Origin of the sequence: Pseudomonas sp. OVF7 (genome assembly GCF_030644265.1) — a bacterium.
Taxonomy (GTDB): Bacteria; Pseudomonadota; Gammaproteobacteria; order Pseudomonadales; family Pseudomonadaceae; genus Aquipseudomonas; species Aquipseudomonas gorinensis.
Genome location: NZ_CP128996.1, coordinates 4,804,787 through 4,821,906, shown reverse-complemented (window position 1 = coordinate 4,821,906; position 17,120 = coordinate 4,804,787). Strand labels below are relative to the sequence as shown.

The following is a 17,120-nucleotide window of genomic DNA, read 5'->3' as shown; positions in this document are numbered from 1 at the left end:
TCGGTATGCGATTTTTAATGGTCTATTTTGGCAATTTAGGGTAGAAATATCGCTACGTCTGACTGACCCCGCCCGTGAGTTCGCCATGTCCGAAGAACGCAACAGTTTGCACAACCAATCCCTGGAAAAAGGCCTGTCGGTGCTCAAGGCATTCAGCGCCCAGCGCCGTAGCATGAGCCTTGCAGAGGTGGCGGACGCCGCCGGCATGACCAAAAGCTCCGCCCAGCGCATGGTGTTTACCCTCGAAAGCCTGGGTTACCTTCGGAAACACTCCCGCACCCGGCATTACCAACTCACCCCGCGGGTGCTGGAGTTGGGCTTCAGTTATCTGGATGCGCATTCGCTGATCGAAGTGGCCAACCCGTTTCTGTCGGAACTCACGCGCTTGACCGGCGAGACCTCGTGCCTCACCGAGCCGGCGGGCTACGACATGACCTACATCGCGCGCTTCGTCAGTTCAGGCTTTGTGCCGGTGCATATGCCCATCGGCTCGCGGGTGCCGATGTACTGCACGGCATCGGGGCGGGCGTATTTGAGTGCGCTGCCGCAGGAGGAAGCGTTGGCGTTGATCGAGAACAGCCAGCGCATTGCGCACACCAGCCAGACATTGACTGAGGTCGACAGGATTCTGGATTCGTTGCAGCTGGTGAGAGAGCAGGGTTATGCAGTGAATGGCCAGGAGTTGTTTCTGGGCGACATGACTATCGGCGCGCCAGTGCTCGGTGCGAATGGCCGCCCGGTGGCAGCGGTGCATGTGGTGGCGCCGACCAGTCGGTGGAGCAGGGCGGATGCGGAGAAGCAATTGGCGCCGGCACTGTTGCAATGCTCAAGGGCACTGAGCAACTCAGCCCGGAACCTGGAATAACAGACACCCTGAAACCCAATGTGGGAGGGGGCTTGCCCCGATTACAGTGTGTCAGTCAATACAGCTGTGACTGATCTACCGCTATCGGGGCAAGCCCCCTCCCACATGTTGGTTCGGTCTGCTATCGCCTATCAGGCAATCGCATCCCAGGCCCGATCACCGTGCTCGTCCTTGATCCGCGTCGGCAAGCCCATCACGTCCAGCGCCTTGAGGAATGGCTCAGCTGGCAATTCCTCAACGTTGGCCATGCGCTTTACATCCCACTCACCGCGGGCAACCAACAGGGCGGCAGCCACCGGTGGAACGCCGGCGGTGTAGGAAATGCCCTGGCTGTCAGTCTCGGCAAAGGCTTCTTCGTGATCCGCCACGTTGTAGATGAACACTTCGCGCGGCTGGCCATCCTTGGTGCCTTTGACCAGGTCACCGATGCAGGTCTTGCCGGTGTAGCCGGGGGCGAGGGAGGACGGGTCGGGCAGTACGGCCTTGACCACTTTCAACGGCACCACTTCCAGGCCTTCGGCGGTTTTCACCGGCTTTTCGGAAAGCAGGCCGAGGTTGTTCAGCACGGTGAATACGTTGATGTAGTGCTCGCCGAAGCTCATCCAGAAACGCACGTTGGGCACGTCGAGGTTTTTCGACAGCGAGTGCACTTCATCGTGGCCGGTCAGGTAGAGGTTCTGCGAGCCGACCACCGGCAGGTCGTCGGTGCGCTTGACTTCGAACATGGTGTTGCTGGTCCACTGGCTGTTCTGCCAGCTCCACACCTGTCCGGTGAATTCGCGGAAGTTGATTTCCGGATCGAAATTGGTGGCGAAGTATTTGCCATGGGAGCCGGCATTGACGTCGAGAATGTCGATCGAATCAATGCGGTCGAAATGCTGTTGCTGCGCCAGCGCGGCGTACGCGTTGACGACACCCGGGTCGAAGCCCACGCCAAGGATGGCGGTGATGTTCTTCTGTTTGCACTCTTCCAGGTGGTTCCATTCGTAGTTGCCGTACCACGGCGGGGTCTCGCAGACCTTGCCCGGCTCTTCGTGGATGGCGGTGTCGAGGTACGCGACGCCCGTGTCGATGCAGGCACGCAGTACCGACATGTTGAGGAACGCGGAACCTACGTTGATGACGATCTGCGATTCGGTCTCGCGGATCAGGGCCTTGGTCGCTTCCACGTCCAGGGCGTTCAGCGCGAAGGCTTGGATATCGGCGGGTACCTTGAGGCTACCCTTGGCCTTGACGCTGTCGATGATGGCCTGGCATTTGGAGATGTTGCGCGACGCGATAGCAATACGACCGAGTTCGTCGTTGTGCTGCGCGCACTTGTGGGCCACCACCTTGGCGACACCTCCTGCACCAATGATAAGAACGTTCTTTTTCAATTGCTTTATCTCTCCTTTATCCGCCAGCTTACGAAAGGCTGGACAGGTAGTCGTCGTAACCAAATTCACGAACCACCTCGACTGTACCGTCGAGTTGTTTCACTACGATGGACGGCATTTTCAGGCCGTTGAACCAGTTTTTCTTGACCATGGTGTAGCCCGCGGTGTCGATGAACGACAGCCGATCGCCGATGGCCAGCGGACGATCGAATTGATACTCGCCAAAGATGTCCCCGGCCAGGCAGGATTTGCCGCACACCATGTAGGTGTGTTCACCCGCGCTTGGCGCCAGCTTGGCGTTGAGGCGGTAGATCAGCAGGTCCAGCAGGTGGGCTTCGATGGAGCTGTCGACCACGGCGAGGTGCTTGCCGTTGTAGAGGGTGTCGAGCACCGTGACTTCCAGCGAAGCGCTGTTAGTGATCGCGGCTTCGCCGGGTTCCAGGTAGACCTGCACGTCGTACTTCTGCGAGAACGCCTTGAGGCGCTGGCAGAAGGCGTCGATGGCATAGCCTTCACCGGTGAAGTGGATGCCGCCGCCGAGGCTGACCCAGTTGACCTTGTGCAGCAGCGCGCCGAAGCGTTCTTCGATGGTGTTCAGCATCTGGTCGAACAGGTTGAAGTCGCCGTTCTCGCAGTTGTTGTGGAACATGAAGCCGGAGATCTGCTCGATCACGCCTTCGATCTTCACCGGGTCCCATTCGCCCAGGCGGCTGAACGGGCGCGCCGGGTCGGCCAGCAGGTAGTCGGAGCTGCTCACCTGCGGGTTGACGCGCAGGCCACGGGTCTTGCCCTCGGAGCGCTCGGCAAAACGTTGCAGCTGGCTGATGGAGTTGAAGATGATCTTGTCGCAGTTGACCAGCATCTCTTCGATTTCATCGTCGGCCCAGGCCACGCTGTAGGCGTGTGCCTCACCTTCGAACTTCTGGCGACCGAGCTTCAACTCGTACAGCGACGACGAGGTGGTGCCGTCCATGTATTCCTGCATCAGGTCGAACACCGACCAGGTGGCAAAGCACTTGAGCGCCAGCAGGGCCTTGGCGCCGGACTGCTCGCGCACGTAAGCGATCTTCTGCATGTTGACCAGAAGCTTCTGTTTATCGATGAGGTAGTACGGCGTTTTGATCATTTTTGAGAGCCTGCGGCGGTGCCTGCCAAAAAAGGACACGCATTGTGCCCGCACTTGGATCGAATCGAAAGGTTAGCCGGCGGATTTCGCTGCGCCAGCTTTACGATCCTAACCACTGAGTATGACTATCTATGCATGGACACCGCGCTAATGTGGGAGGGGGCTTGCCCCCGATGGCGGTGCTTCAGCCAGCCTATTCTTCATTGATCCACCACTATCGGGGGCAAGCCCCTCCCACATGTTGGCCTATGTGACTGTGCTTCACTGCCATCAAACTGTCATCTCCCCACCACCTTCCTGCCACATTCCCCCGTTACTGTCCTCGCCAATGAGATCGATCTCAAGCGAGTGAACATGACTGACCTGAAAGACGTTGCGCGGCTGGCTGGTGTATCCCGCGCGACCGCCGCCCGCACCTTTGCCTCCCCTGACCAGGTGCGCCCGGCGACCCGTGAACAAGTGTTCGCCGCCGCCCGTGAGTTGGGGTTTCGGCCCAACTTGCTGGGCCGCCAACTGCGCCTGCAAACCACCCAGTTGATCGGCGTGGTGGTGCCCAACCTGCTCAATCCGGTGTTCGCCGAACAGTTCCAGGCCATGGAACGTGCTGCGCGGTTGCGTGGCTACAGCCTGGTGCTGGCGACCACCGACTACAGCAGCGAGCGCGAATGCATTGTGGTGGAGGAGTTGCTGCGCCAGCGCGTCGACGGCCTGGTGCTGACGGTCACCGATGCCGAAAGCAACAGCGTGCTCAGCAGCCTGAATACCGAAAAAACCCCGTTCGTGCTGGCCTATCACCAACCGAGCAACCCTAACTACAGCGCCGTATCGGTGGACAACCGCGCGGGCATGGCCCTGGCCACGCGCTACCTGCTGGAGGCCGGTCATCGACGCATCAGCATGGTCGCCGGCCCCGCCTTGCAGTCCGACCGCGCACGCCTGCGCTACGCCGGGTATTGCGATGCGATGAAGGAATACGCCCTCAAAAGCCGCGCAGTGATCGAAATGCCGGCGCACACCCAGGCCGAGTTCGCCGCGATCGAGCCGTTCCTGCGCGGCCCCGAGGCGCCGACTGCGTTGGTGTGCTCCAACGATTTCCTGGCGATCAGCCTGATCGCCGAACTGCGTCGCAACGGCTGGAATGTGCCCGAGCAACTGTCCGTGATGGGGTTCGACGGCATTGCCCTCGGCACCCAGATGCACCCGACCCTGTGCAGTGTGGTGCAGCCCATCGCACTGCTGGCCAGCACCGTGATTGATCAACTGCTGGCGCAGATCGCCGGCAATGCCCCGATTTCCCATTGCCTGCCTTGCCATGTCCGGCCGGGCGAAAGCACTCAACCCCATGAGGAGACTCTTGATGCGCGCATTCAGTAAAACCCTGGCAGCTGTGCTGCTGTGCGGTGTGGCCAGCCTGGCCCAGGCCGCCGATACCGCGATTTGCTACAACTGCCCGCCGGACTGGGCCGACTGGGGCACGCAACTCAAGGCCATCGCCGCCAGTACCGGGGTGCAAGTGCCCCTGGACAACAAGAACTCCGGCCAATCCCTGGCGCAACTGGTCGCCGAAAAGGCCGCGCCGGTCGCCGACGTGGTGTATTACGGCGTGACCTTCGGCCTGCAAGCGCAAAAGGCCGAAGTGGTCGACACCTACAAGCCCAAGGGCTGGGAGCAGATTCCCGCCGGCCTGAAAGACCCCGCCGGCCACTGGTTCGCGATCCACTCCGGCACCTTGGGCATCATGGTCAACGTCGATGCATTGGGCGGCCTGCCGGTGCCGCAAAGCTGGGCAGACCTGCTCAAGCCGCAATACAAAGGCATGGTCGGTTACCTCGATCCATCCAGCGCGTTTGTCGGCTATGTATCCGCCGTGGCGATCAACCGCGCCCTGGGCGGCGACCTGGATAACTTCGCCCCGGCCATCGACTACTTCCAGAAACTGGCGAAAAACGCCCCCATCGTGCCCAAGCAAACTGCCTATGCGCGGGTGCTGTCCGGCGAGTTGCCGATCCTGGTGGACTACGACTTCAACGCCTACCGCGCCCGCTACAAGGACAAGGCCAACGTCGCCTTCGTGATCCCGCAGGAAGGCAGCATCAGCGTGCCCTATGTGATGAGCCTGGTCGCCAACGCGCCCCATCGCGCCAACGCTGAAAAGGTCCTCGACTTCGTGCTGTCTGACGAAGGCCAGGCACTCTGGGCCAAGGCTTACCTGCGCCCGGTACGGCCGATGAAGATGCCCGCCGAGGTCGCCGCCCAGTTCCTGCCTGACAGTGACTATGCGCGTGCCGGTGTGGTGGATTACCAAAAAATGGCCGCTGTGCAGGAAGCCTTTGCCGCCCGTTATCTGAACGAGGTCAAGTAAGTGGCCGCATCGGCAAAACATGCAGCCTGGGCGCTGGCCCCGGCCTTTGCAGTGCTGCTCGCGTTCTGGCTGTTGCCGTTGGCGCACTTGATGGTGCTCGGCGCCGAGAGCCGTGACAGCCATGGCAGTGGTTATTGGCAGGTACTGAGCAGTTCGCAGTATTTGGGCAGCCTGGCGCAAACCTGCGCGCTTGCTGTTTTCGTGACACTGGTGGCGTTGTTGATTGGCGGCATCAGCGGCGTCTTCCTGGCGCGCCAGCGTTTTTTCGGTCGCTCGGCGCTGGTGGCGTTGTTGACGTTTCCACTGGCGTTTCCGGGCGTGGTGGTGGGCTTCCTGGTGATCCTGTTGGCCGGGCGCCAGGGGTTGCTGGCCTCTTTGGGCCTGCAACTGGCCGGTGAACGCTGGATCTTTGCCTACTCGCTGGCCGGGCTGTTTGTCGGCTATCTGTACTTTTCGATCCCGCGGGTGATCCTCACGGTGATGGCGGCGTGCGAAAGCCTCGACCGCAGCCTGGAGGAAGCCGCACATTCCCTGGGGGCCGGGCACTGGCGCGTGGTGTGCGACGTGATCGTACCGGGCCTGGCGCCGGCGCTGGCGTCGTGTGGGGCGATCTGTTTCGCCACCTCCATGGGTGCCTTCGGCACTGCGTTCACCTTGGGCACACGCCTGAATGTCACCCCGGTGGCGATCTACAACGTGTTCACCAACTATGCCAACTTCGCCGTGGCCGCCGCGCTGTCGGTGGTGCTCGGTGCGGTGACCTGGGCGGTCCTGTTGCTGACGCGACGCCTGGTGAAAAACGCGGGGACGGTCCTGTGAAGCGCTCATCGCTGTTTGTGATTCAACTGCTGTTCACTTTGCTGGTGTGCGCCTTCATGTTGGTGCCGGTGCTGATGTCATTGCTGGCTGGGTTGACGCGCAATTTCTTTGTCGGCCTGTCCAGCGGCCTGACCTTCGACTGGTTGATCCAGGTGTGGCAGGCCTATTCGCCCACCGTATGGCTGTCGCTGCAATTGGCCGTGGCATGCGCAGTGTGCGTGTGTGTGATCGGCGTACCGGCGGCCTATGCCTTGGTACGCATGAACAACCGTTTCAGCCGCGCCTTCGAGGAACTGATGGTGCTGCCGGTGGCCATGCCGGGCCTGGCCAGTGCGTTGGCCTTGCTGCTGACCTATGGCCAGTTCGGCGGCTTTCGTAGCAGCTGGCTGTTCATCCTGGTTGGCCATGTGCTGTTTACCTTGCCGTTCCTGGTACGCCCGGTGATGGCGGTGATGCAACGCCAGCAACTGCCGGTGCTGGAAGAGGCCGCGGCCAGCCTCGGCGCCGGGCCGATCAAGCGCTTTTTCAGCGTGGTAGTGCCCAACTGCCGGGCAGGGATTCTGGCGGGCGTGCTGATGGTCGTGACCTTGTCGCTGGGCGAATTCAACCTGACCTGGATGCTCCATACACCGATGACCAAGACCCTGCCGGTGGGCCTGGCCGACAGCTACGCTTCGGCGCGCCTGGAAATCGCCAGCGCCTACACCCTTATCTTTTTGCTGATGATCGTGCCGCTGTTGATTGCGTTGCAGGCCATCAGTGCGCGTCTGTCCCGTGGAGAGCGTCGATGACTGCTATCACTATTCGTCTCAAGGGCTGCCGTAAGGCTTTCGCCGACGGCACCGTGGCGGTGCATGACTTGGACCTGACCGTCGAAGGCGGTGAAACCCTGGCGATTCTCGGCCCGTCGGGCTGTGGCAAAACCACCACCTTGCGCCTGATCGCCGGCCTGGAACGCCCGGATGTGGGCCAGGTGTTGTTCGGCGACCAGGACGTCACCCGCCTGCCCATTGAGCGCCGCGATGTGGGCATGGTGTTCCAGAATTACGCGCTGTTTCCCAACTTGGATGTGGCGGGGAATATCGTCTACGGCTTGAAGATTCGCGGCATGTCGTCACTGGCGCGCAATAAGCGCTGCGAGGAATTGCTCGAGCTGGTGGGCCTGCAAAATCACGGCAAACGCAGTATCCACGAATTGTCCGGTGGCCAGCGTCAACGCGTGGCCTTGGCCCGTGCCTTGGCGCCACGCCCCAAAGTGCTGTTGCTGGATGAACCGCTGGCGGCCCTGGATGCGCAGTTGCGCGAGCGCCTGCGCAGCGAGCTGAATGAGCTGCTGCGCGGCCTTGGTATCACCTCGGTATTTGTCACCCACGACCAGGGCGAAGCCATGGCCCTGGGCGATCGTATCCTGGTGATGGAGCACGGCCGTGTCGCGCAACTGGCCAGCCCACGGGAGATCTACCAGAAACCGGCCAATGCGTTCGTCGCCGGTTTTGTCGGCAACCTCAATGCCTTTGCCGTCACCTCGCGAACCGCCCATGGCCTGAAAGTCTGCGGCGGCGAGCTGCCGTGGCGGGCCGCCGACATGCCCAATACGGTGTACTGCCGCCCCGAACACCTACGGGTGATGGAGAGCGAAGGGCACCTGCACGGGCATCTGCTCGCGCAGTTCTTCCAGGGCGCCCAGAGCCGCCTGCTGGTGGATGTGGGTGGCCTGCAACCGCTGCTGGTGGACAGCAGCGACAACCAGCTGCATGTCGTCGGCGCGCCGATTGCCTTGGCCGTTGCGCCGCACATGTTGTTTACCCTGAATGCGTGAGAGTCGACTTTTGAAGCGTCCGTTTCTTGTTGCACAGATCAGCGATCTGCACCTTAAAGCCGGCCAGCGCCTGACCTATGGGGTTGTCGATACCCTGGGCGCACTGCGCCGTGCCGTCGACCATTTGAACGCCAGCCACCCACGGCCCGACATTGTGGTGGTCAGCGGTGACCTGGTGGACTTCGGCCGCGCCGATGAATACGCCGTGCTGCACCCTGAACTCGCGCGCCTGCACATGCCGTGCTACCTGGTGCCGGGCAACCACGACACCCGCGGGCCGTTGCTCGACGCATTCCGCGATCATGCCTATTTGCCTTTGTCGGCAGAGCAGCCGTTGGACTGGGTGGTGGACGAGCATCCGCTGCGCCTCATCGGCCTGGACTCGACTATCCCCGGTGGGCATGGCGGCCAGCTCCTGGACAGCCAATTGCAGTGGCTGGATGAGCAACTGGCGCGACGTCCTGACACGCCGACGTTGCTGATCCTGCACCATCCGCCGTTTGTCAGCGGCATCGGCCATATGGACCGCGAACCCTTTATCAACGCCGCCGCGCTGGAGCGCGTCGTGGCGCGCCACCCGCAAGTGGAACGCCTGTTGTGCGGGCACCTGCACCGGCCGATGCAGCGGCGCTTTGGCGGCAGCTTGAGTTGTGTGTGTCCCGGCACCTCCCATCAGATCGTGCTGGACCTGCAAGACGCCGCGCCCGCGCATTTCAACCTGGAACCGGCGGGGTATTTGTTGCATCGCTGGGATGCGCAACACGGCTTGATCAGCCACAACGGCGTGTTCGGGGATTACCCGGGGCCGTATCCGTTCTATGACGCTCATGGATTGATTGACTGAGGTTTACGGAGGTTTCACTTCACTCAACCAGGTAACTAACTAAGCACTAAGCAACTGAATAACCGTTAACGCCCCGGCCAATGTCACGTTTGGCCGACGGCATCCTGCTGCCCATTTTTTGCGCCCGGAACTTGGATTCCGCGCCGGAGTTCGTCCTGATGAAAGCCACGTTGAATGTATTGAGTGTATTGACCGGTGGCCTGGGTATTGCCCTGAGCCCCTTGGCGTCTGCTGACTTTTTGAGCGACAGCCAAGCCAACTTGAGTATGCGTAACTTCTACTTCAACAACGACAACCGCGACGGCACGGCGGCACCGTCGAAGACCGAAGAGTGGGGCCAGGCGTTTATCCTCAATTACCAGTCGGGTTTTACCGACGGCACCGTCGGCTTTGGCCTGGACGCCATCGGCATGCTCGGCGTGACCCTCGACAGCGGCGCCGGTCGCCATGTGGGCAGTTCGATGATCCCCAACGATGACGGCAAGGCCGCCGACAATTGGGCCCGTGGCGGTGCCACCGCGAAGGCGCGTTTCGCCAAGACCGAAGCGCGTTACGGCTACCTGCGCCCGAACCTGCCGATCCTGGTGAGCAACGACGGCCGCCTCTTACCGCAATCGTTCGAAGGCGGCCAGGTGACCAGCAAAGACATCGACAACCTGACCTTGATCGGCGGCCAGCTCCAGCACGCCACGGGGCGCGGCTCCAGCGACAGCAGTGGCCTGGCAGCAGCCGGCGGCACCCGCGAAAGCAATAAATTCACCTACGCCGGTGCGGACTACCAACTGACCAAGGACCTGATGGTCCAGTACTACTACGCCAACCTCGAAGACTATTACCAGCAACACTTCGCCGGGTTGATCCACGTGTTGCCGTTGGGTGACTACGGCTCATTGAAAACCGACCTGCGTTACTTCAAGACCACCTCGGACGGCAAAAACAGCAGCGCCGCGGGGCGTGCCGACGGCTACAAGTTCAGCGGCTATACCAAAAACGGCAGCGGTGAAATCGACAACAACACCTGGAGTGCAGCCTTCATTTACTCCCTGGGGCCGCATGCGATTACCGCGGGTTACCAGCAAGTGTCCGATGACAGCAACTTTGCCCAACTCAACCAAGGCGGCCTGGCGAACAAAGGGGAGGGCGGTTCGAGCCTGTACCTCTACACCGACCGTACGGTGCAGACCTTTATCCAGGCCGGCGAACGCACCGCCTTCGCCCAGTATGCCTATGACTTTACAGCGCTGGGCGTGCCGGGTTTGAAGGCGTCGATGATGTATTTGAAAGGTGACCATATCCTCACCGCCAGCGGCAATAACGCCAGCGAGTGGGAACGGGATATCGGCCTGGACTACGTGGTGCAGGGCGGCACCTTCAAGAACGTCGGGTTCGGCTGGCGCAACGGCGTGTCGCGCAGCGAGGTCGCGCGGGACCAGGATCAGAACCGGGTGTTTGTGAATTACTCGATTCCGTTGATGTAACCGGCCGAGCGGATCCCCCCTGTAGGAGCGAGCTTGCGCGCGAAAAACCTAAGTGCGCCGCGGACCGTCACGCAGCCCGCGTGATCGTTGGCGTTCTTCGCGAGCAAGCTCGCTCCTACAAGGGTGGATGTTCAGGCTGCCCGGCGCCACGAGTGTGGCATGGCCGCATTAACATGAGTGAATCTTGTGATCATCAGGAATAAAATGAGTTTGTTTCACTATCTCCGTCTACCGACAATGCCTGCCATTAATACCTACAGTGGAGTTGTAAGTCATGGCAGTCGCTCATTCCCTCGGATTTCCGCGCATTGGACGCGATCGTGAACTGAAAAAAGCGCAGGAAGCGTTCTGGAAGGGCGAACTCGACGAAGCTGGCCTGCGGGCTGTCGGCCGTGAGCTGCGCAAGACCCATTGGGCGTTGCAACAGCAGGCCGGTATTGACCTGTTGCCCGCCGGCGATTTCGCCTGGTACGACCAGGTGCTGACCCACTCGCTGATGTTCGGCGTGATCCCCGAGCGTTTCCGTCCCGCCGATGGCCAGGCCACCCTGCACACCCTGTTCGGCATGGCCCGTGGCGTCAGCGACAGCTGTTGTGGGGGGGCACACGCCCAGGAAATGACCAAGTGGTTCGACACCAATTACCACTACCTGGTACCCGAGTTCAGCGTTGACCAGCAGTTCCACCTCGGCTGGGACCAGCTGTTCGAGGAAGTGCAGGAAGCCCGTGAGCTGGGGCATACGGTCAAGCCGGTGGTGATCGGCCCGTTGACTTACCTGTGGCTGGGCAAGGCCAAGGGCGGTGACTTCGACAAGCTCGACCTGCTCGAGCGCCTGCTTCCGTTGTACGGCCAGATCTTCCAGCGCCTGGCGGAGTTGGGCGTGGAGTGGGTGCAGATCGATGAGCCGATCCTGGTCCTCGACCTGCCACAGGCCTGGAAAAACGCATTTGAGCGCGCCTATAACCTGATCCAGCGCGACCCGCTGAAAAAGCTGGTGGCCACCTATTTCGGCGGTCTGGAAGAGAACCTTGGCCTGGCGGCTAGCCTGCCGGTCGACGGTTTACATATCGACCTGGTACGTGCGCCGGACCAGTACCCGACCATCCTCGATCGCCTGCCGGCCTATAAGGTGTTGTCCCTGGGGGTGGTCAATGGCCGCAATGTCTGGCGCTGCGACCTGGAGAAAGCCCTGGCGACCTTGCAGCATGCCCATGAAAAACTCGGCGATCGCCTGTGGGTGGCGCCGTCCTGCTCGCTGTTGCACAGCCCCGTGGACGTGGGCCGCGAAGACCAATTGGATGCCGAGTTGAAAAGCTGGCTGGCGTTCGCCGTGCAGAAGTGTGCCGAAGTCGCGGTACTGGCCCGCGCGGTGAACGAACCCGAAGCCCCCGATGTGCTCGCCGCCCTGGCGCAAAGCCGCGCCGTACAGGCTGCCCGAGCGACCTCGCGGCGTATTCACAAGCCCGCCGTGCAAGCTCGCGTGGCAGCGATCACCGCCCAGGACAGCCAACGTCAGTCGCCGTTTGCCCAGCGTATCGACAAGCAGCGTGCGCGCCTCAACCTGCCGCTGTTCCCCACCACCACCATCGGTTCGTTCCCGCAAACCGCGTCGATCCGCCTGGCGCGCCAGTCCTACAAGCAAGGCAAGCTGAGCGAAGCCGAATACGTCGAAGCGATGCACAGCGAGATCAAGCATGCCGTCGAGGTCCAGGAAAACCTCGGCCTGGACGTGCTGGTACACGGTGAAGCCGAGCGTAACGACATGGTCGAGTACTTCGCCGAGCAACTGGACGGCTACGTGTTCACACGCTTCGGCTGGGTCCAGAGCTACGGTTCGCGCTGCGTAAAACCGGCTGTGATCTTCGGTGACCTGAGCCGTCCGAAGGCGATGACGGTGGAGTGGATCCGCTACGCCCAGGGCCTGACCCACAAGGTGATGAAGGGCATGCTGACTGGCCCGGTGACCATGCTGATGTGGTCCTTCCCGCGCGAGGACGTGAGCCGCGAAGTGCAGGCTCGGCAACTGGCGTTGGCGATTCGTGATGAAGTGCTGGACCTGGAAGCCGCTGGCATCCAGATCGTGCAGATTGACGAAGCGGCGTTCCGTGAAGGCCTGCCGTTGCGCCGTGCGCAGTGGCAGCCTTACCTGGACTGGGCCACCGAAGTGTTCCGCCTGTGCGCCTCGGGCGTGCGCGATGAAACCCAGATCCATACCCATATGTGCTACAGCGAGTTCAACGATGTGATCGAGTCCATCGCGGCGATGGATGCCGACGTGATCACCATCGAAACCTCACGCTCGGACATGGAACTGCTGCGTGCGTTCGAAGCCTTCGCCTACCCCAACGACATCGGCCCGGGCGTCTACGACATCCACTCGCCAAGGGTGCCGGATGCCTCGGAAATGGCCAACCTGCTGCGCAAGGCGGCCCAGCGCATTCCGGCCGAACGCTTGTGGGTGAACCCGGATTGCGGGTTGAAGACACGGGGTTGGCCGGAGACGGAAGCGGCGTTGATTCATATGGTCACCGCGGCTCGCCAGCTACGGGCTGAGTTGGCTTAAAACCTTACAAAACAGAAAGGGCACAAGTAACCTGTGGCGAGCGGGCTTGCCCAAAGGCTTTTTTGTAGGAGCGAGCTTGCTCGCGAAAAACTCACAGGCGCCGCGTTGATTCAGGGAACACGCGTTATCGTTGATGTTTTTCGCGAGCAAGCTCGCTCCTACAAAAGGCCATGTACGCGTAACTGACTGGCATCACATTCAGTCTGTACTAGGTCAGAGGTATTTGAGCCACGCCAGGTCGCGGCGCCGGGCCTTGAGCCTGGCGAACCAGTGCACGGGCGGGTAGAGCGCCAGGGGCAACACCAACGCCATCAGCCATACCGCACCGATACTGTCGAAACCGAAGTAGTTGCCATGGTTCAAGCCAAACAGAGCCACACAGGCGACATACAGCACTTTCAGCACATAAAGATGCAGCAGATAAAAGAACATCGGCACGCAACCAAACACCGCTAACACGTTGATCCAGCGTCGATGCCCCGCGCGTTCAAACGCCAGCAACAGCAACAGCCCAACCCCCAACGTCAACGCCAGGAACAGCAGCGAAGGTGGGTACTTGGTCACGTTGAAAAAGCTCATCAGCGTCTGCATGCCGCTGTCATACGCCTGCCAGGGCTTTTCGCCATAGCCATTGAGCGCACGCAACAGCACGAACCCCGCCAACGCACCCACACCGCCGAACAGCAAATGGCGCTGGCGCACGGCCGGCAATGCGGCATTGGCAAACCACGGGCCCAGGCTGTAACCCAGGGCAATCACACCGATCCACGGCAGCACCGGGTAGGTCGTGCGCAGGCGCAGGGTGTCGGACACTTCAATCCAACTGCGCTCATGCAGGATCGTCCACGGAACATGCAGCGCCGAGCCTGGATCGAAGTGCAGCCCATCCAGCAGGTTATGCCCGCCGATGATCACCAGCGCCAGCGCGATCAACAGCGGGCGCGGCAACCAGACCAGCGCGGCGAGGGCGATCATGCTGATGCCGATCGCCCAGATCACCTGCAGATAGATCACGCTGGGCAGCAGCTGGAAGGTCCAGGCGAAGTTGACCAGGGTAAATTCCAGCACCACCAGGAACAACCCACGCTTGAACAGGAACGCTGACACATCGCGACGGCCCGTGTATTTCTGACCGTACAACCAGGCGGACAGCCCGGTGAGCAGTACGAACACCGGCGCACACAGATGGGCGAGGGTGCGGCTCGCGAACAGTGCAGGCTCGGTGCTGTCGAGGCTCATCGGGTCGGTGACCTGGCGGTGCAACAGGAAGGTTTCGCGTACGTGGTCGAGGAGCATGAACAGGATCACCAGGCCGCGCAGGGCGTCGATGGAGAGCAGGCGTTGGCGCAGGGGAACAGTGTCGGTCATAAGCAGAAATCACAGGGCCGGGCGAAAAAACTGGATGTTATCCTATAACGCAAATGCCTGCGCTGCTGACGGTTAAGGTTTCAGCCACGCAGTCCTTCTGGTTCACTGTGAGGCACACAAGCAAGGGAGAGGCTGAACGTGAGTACTCGCAACAACGCGGTAATCCACACCCCGCAATCCGTCATCGCTTTCTGGCAGCAAGCCAGCCCCAAGCGCTGGTTCGCCAAGGACGCGGCCTTCGATGCCAGCTTTGGCGACACGTTCCGCGCCACCCACCTGCAAGCCGCCCGGCGCGAGCTGGAAGGCTGGCTGGACACAGCGGAGGGCGGCCTGGCCTTGCTGATCCTGCTCGATCAATACCCGCGCAATGCCTTTCGGGGAACCGCGCATATGTTCGCCACCGACCCGTTGGCGCGCCTGTATGCCCAGCGCATCGTCGACACGGGGCTGGATCAATTGATCGAACCCGCGTTGCGGGCGTTCTGCTACTTGCCGTTTGAACACTCGGAAAACCCGCAGGATCAGCAACGCTCCCTGGCCCTGAACCAGGCACTGGATGCCAACACCTATCGCTGGGCCAAGGAGCACGCCGCCATCATCGAGCGGTTCGGGCGCTTTCCCCATCGCAATGACGTGCTGGCCAGGCAGACCACCGACGCGGAGCACGCCTTCCTCAAGGCCGGTGGTTTCGCCGGCTGATCGACGGCCCGTCGCGCTGTTATTCCTCTCGGGAATGCCCCCATAAAAACCCTGCATTGTCTTTATGGCGGCGCATCTCGTAGCGTGGGGGCTCATCCAAGGAGATCGTCCCATGAGCCAAGGTCCGTTGCGTCTTTACGTTGATTCGCTGTTCACCAGCCCCTATGCGATGTCGGTGTTTGTCACCCTGCGCGAAAAAGGCCTGGCCTTCGACATGGTCACCCTCGACCTGGACGCCGGGCACAACCAGGCGGAGGACTTTGCCCATTTGTCTGTGACCCAACGGGTGCCGACCCTGGTGGAGGGCGACTTTGCCTTGTCGGAATCGTCCGCGATCAGCGAGTACCTGGAGCAGGCTTACCCCGAGACGCCGGTCTACCCGGCTGATCCCAAGCAGCGGGCGAGGGCGCGGCAGGTGCAGGCGTGGTTGCGCAGCGATTTGCTGCCGATTCGCCAGGAGCGTTCGACGCTGGTGGTGTTCTACGGGCAAGCGATGCCGCCGTTGTCAGCGCCGGCCGAAGCCGCCGCGCGCAAGTTGATCGACGCGGCGCAGGTGTTGTTGGCGGGGAACCCGCCGTACTTGTTCGGGGAGTGGTCGATTGCCGACGTAGACCTTGCAGTGATGCTCAACCGCCTGATCCTCAACGGTGACAGCGTACCTGCCGAGTTGGTGGACTATGCCCGGCGCCAGTGGCAGCGCCCCTCGGTGCAAGCCTGGGTCAATCTGCCAAGACCCGTGCTTTAGGCCATTCCTGCGCCACGCGGCGGTCCAACTCTTCCCAATCGGCCATGCCCAGGACCCGCGTGGTGTTCAAGCCGCGCAGGTAACCGCGTAGCTGCTGGGCACTGGCATAGACGTGGTCCGGGTCGGCCATCGGGTCCTGCAGCACCTGTTCATAGTCAACCAGGTAATCGGCGACCCGATCGCGAAACTCCGGCAATACGGCATCGCGGATCCGGTCGAAGGTTTTCTGGTGGGGCTTCATGGCATGGTCCTTATAAATTTTATGTTCAGCACTATCGGTTCAGATGATAGTCACCATCGAAGATCGCAAGTTCTGTTTTTTCATGAAAAGCGGAAAATCATCCCCATCGACACGCCGTTCAAGGAAATCGCGCGATGAGGACGTTTATCCAGCTGGCTATGATGACCCTGATGCTGGGGGTTGTGGGCATGACCACCCCGGCAATTGCCGATGACCTGCGTAGCAGCCATTTGCTACCTATCGACGCTAGCGTAGACTCTCTGCGCCGCACGCAGTCGGTTGGGGTGCTGTACAGCGAAAATACGCTCGACAACCTCAACTACCTTGAGCGCTACCATACGATGGCCATGAACGGTGCCAAGGGCAGCCTTGATGCACGTATCCGCGAGGCGTTCGTTAACAGCTCCGACCCTGAACTGGCGATCGACTGGTTGATGAACTCGCTGCAAGGTACCTTCCTGTCGGTGACGTTTTACGACAGCCTGGATGCCTTGGTGCAGGCTCATCCTGATGTCGTGGTGATGCTCGATACCCATAACCAGTTGCTGACCCAGCAAAACGACCAGGTCGAGGCGCGGTTTATTGCGCGGTTCTATGATGCGAACCTGCAATACATTGCCAAGGCTGAAGGTTCGGTGCACAAGCAAGTGCCGTCGGTGTGGGTGCATGACAAGGCCGCGCCGGAGATTGCGGCGCAGATCGAGCAGCAGCGTGATGTGCAACAAGATGCCTTGAAGCAGTTTGATGCATCGCTCAAGGCGCTGGTCCAAGCAGGTTGATGTAAATTTTTCCTTTTCTATTTTTCAGGATTTTGT

16 protein-coding genes are annotated in these 17,120 nt (G+C 61.1%); 12 read left to right on the top strand and 4 right to left on the bottom strand.

Annotation, left to right across the window (positions count from 1 at the left end; translation table 11 throughout):
- Positions 1 to 85 precede the first annotated feature (85 nt).
- On the top strand, positions 86 to 865 hold the full coding sequence (locus QU606_RS21825; protein ID WP_069076329.1) for an IclR family transcriptional regulator: 780 nt from the start codon (positions 86 to 88) through the stop codon (positions 863 to 865).
- Between the two features lie 131 nt (positions 866 to 996).
- Here QU606_RS21825 and QU606_RS21820 read toward each other — a convergent pair whose 3' ends face one another.
- Positions 997 to 2,241 carry a saccharopine dehydrogenase family protein gene (locus QU606_RS21820; RefSeq protein WP_024075981.1) on the bottom strand — a complete coding sequence of 415 codons (1,245 nt, stop codon included), beginning with the start codon at positions 2,239 to 2,241 and terminating at the stop codon, positions 997 to 999.
- 28 nt (positions 2,242 to 2,269) lie between these two features.
- Positions 2,270 to 3,367 carry a carboxynorspermidine decarboxylase gene (locus QU606_RS21815; protein WP_069076330.1) on the bottom strand — a complete coding sequence of 366 codons (1,098 nt, stop codon included), beginning with the start codon at positions 3,365 to 3,367 and terminating at the stop codon, positions 2,270 to 2,272.
- A gap of 354 nt (positions 3,368 to 3,721) precedes the next feature.
- Between QU606_RS21815 and QU606_RS21810 the strand changes: the two genes are divergently transcribed.
- The 8 genes from QU606_RS21810 (at position 3,722) to metE (ending at position 13,252) form a co-directional block, all read left to right on the top strand.
- The gene (locus QU606_RS21810) at positions 3,722 to 4,741 is read left to right on the top strand and encodes a LacI family DNA-binding transcriptional regulator (RefSeq protein WP_024075979.1); all 1,020 of its coding nucleotides are present in this window, start codon (positions 3,722 to 3,724) and stop codon (positions 4,739 to 4,741) included.
- Positions 4,725 to 5,729, top strand: coding sequence for an ABC transporter substrate-binding protein (locus tag QU606_RS21805; RefSeq protein ID WP_069076331.1), 1,005 nt, complete (start codon positions 4,725 to 4,727; stop codon positions 5,727 to 5,729). The genes QU606_RS21810 and QU606_RS21805 overlap by 17 nt, the downstream gene beginning before the upstream one ends.
- A complete protein-coding gene (locus QU606_RS21800) occupies positions 5,730 to 6,548 on the top strand; it encodes an iron ABC transporter permease (RefSeq protein WP_069076332.1) in 819 nt (272 codons plus the stop codon).
- Positions 6,545 to 7,339 carry an ABC transporter permease gene (locus QU606_RS21795; protein WP_024075976.1) on the top strand — a complete coding sequence of 265 codons (795 nt, stop codon included), beginning with the start codon at positions 6,545 to 6,547 and terminating at the stop codon, positions 7,337 to 7,339. The genes QU606_RS21800 and QU606_RS21795 overlap by 4 nt, the downstream gene beginning before the upstream one ends.
- Entirely contained in the window at positions 7,336 to 8,367 is a 1,032-nt protein-coding gene (locus tag QU606_RS21790) for an ABC transporter ATP-binding protein (protein WP_069076333.1), read from the top strand. The genes QU606_RS21795 and QU606_RS21790 overlap by 4 nt, the downstream gene beginning before the upstream one ends.
- Before the next feature lie 10 nt (positions 8,368 to 8,377).
- Entirely contained in the window at positions 8,378 to 9,211 is an 834-nt protein-coding gene (locus tag QU606_RS21785; RefSeq protein ID WP_024075974.1) for a phosphodiesterase, read from the top strand.
- 158 nt (positions 9,212 to 9,369) lie between these two features.
- On the top strand, positions 9,370 to 10,689 hold the full coding sequence (locus QU606_RS21780) for an OprD family porin (protein ID WP_168233421.1): 1,320 nt from the start codon (positions 9,370 to 9,372) through the stop codon (positions 10,687 to 10,689).
- A gap of 274 nt (positions 10,690 to 10,963) precedes the next feature.
- Positions 10,964 to 13,252, top strand: coding sequence for a 5-methyltetrahydropteroyltriglutamate--homocysteine S-methyltransferase (gene metE / locus QU606_RS21770; protein ID WP_304997509.1), 2,289 nt, complete (start codon positions 10,964 to 10,966; stop codon positions 13,250 to 13,252).
- A gap of 213 nt (positions 13,253 to 13,465) precedes the next feature.
- On the opposite strand, the gene QU606_RS21765 is transcribed toward metE, so the two are convergent.
- Positions 13,466 to 14,620, bottom strand: coding sequence for a DUF1624 domain-containing protein (locus QU606_RS21765; protein WP_304997508.1), 1,155 nt, complete (start codon positions 14,618 to 14,620; stop codon positions 13,466 to 13,468).
- A gap of 162 nt (positions 14,621 to 14,782) precedes the next feature.
- Here QU606_RS21765 and QU606_RS21760 point away from each other — a divergent pair, with 162 nt between their 5' ends.
- Both QU606_RS21760 and yfcF read left to right on the top strand, forming a co-directional pair.
- Complete coding sequence (locus QU606_RS21760) at positions 14,783 to 15,319, top strand: DUF924 family protein (RefSeq protein ID WP_304998646.1); 537 nt, start codon at positions 14,783 to 14,785, stop codon at positions 15,317 to 15,319.
- A 112-nt stretch (positions 15,320 to 15,431) separates the two neighbouring features.
- A complete protein-coding gene (gene yfcF / locus QU606_RS21755; RefSeq protein WP_304997507.1) occupies positions 15,432 to 16,064 on the top strand; it encodes a glutathione transferase in 633 nt (210 codons plus the stop codon).
- Here the strand turns inward: yfcF and QU606_RS21750 are convergent.
- Positions 16,039 to 16,305 (bottom strand): hypothetical protein, encoded by a 267-nt coding sequence (locus tag QU606_RS21750; RefSeq protein WP_024075968.1) that lies wholly within the window; start codon positions 16,303 to 16,305, stop codon positions 16,039 to 16,041. The genes yfcF and QU606_RS21750 overlap by 26 nt on opposite strands.
- A gap of 134 nt (positions 16,306 to 16,439) precedes the next feature.
- On the opposite strand from QU606_RS21750, the gene QU606_RS21745 reads away from it, so the two are divergent.
- On the top strand, positions 16,440 to 17,084 hold the full coding sequence (locus QU606_RS21745; protein WP_024075967.1) for a hypothetical protein: 645 nt from the start codon (positions 16,440 to 16,442) through the stop codon (positions 17,082 to 17,084).
- Positions 17,085 to 17,120: the final 36 nt, after the last annotated feature.